Source organism: Halomonas sp. AOP7-E1-9 (assembly GCF_052376035.1).
GTDB classification, from domain to species: Bacteria; Pseudomonadota; Gammaproteobacteria; order Pseudomonadales; family Halomonadaceae; genus Vreelandella; species Vreelandella citrativorans.
In genome coordinates, this window is sequence record NZ_JBQSVC010000101.1 from 1 (window position 1) to 331 (window position 331).

Genomic DNA, 331 nt, shown 5'->3' on the forward strand with positions numbered 1-331 from the left:
CAGTATCACGACGGTGAAGGAGTCAGGGTCTTTATGTGCCGCAAACTGATCAAAGGCTTCTATAACGGTCTCAGTGGTCACAGAGTCGGTGGTCATGTGGTGAAAAAACTCACCTTTTCTGGTGAGAAAACCCAGTACATTCAGCCGTTTGCTATGTGGGTAGGCAGTGACTTCCCAAGGCTTGGCTATCGGGCTCCATGCATAAGGTAGTGACGATGATTGCGAGAAACCGGCCTCATCAAAGAAATAGAGATCGCACTTACCATCATCTTCCCACTCCTTCAATACATTGATCATCTCTTGCGTATGGCGGAAATCTGTTTCGTCACGC

Annotated in this window: 1 protein-coding gene; it reads right to left on the reverse strand. The window is 48.0% G+C overall.

What is annotated here, in order from left to right:
• Window positions 1-331, reverse strand: a 331-nt coding sequence (locus ACT3R4_RS18490; protein ID WP_496201308.1) for a transposase, incomplete at both ends; no start/stop codon positions are given.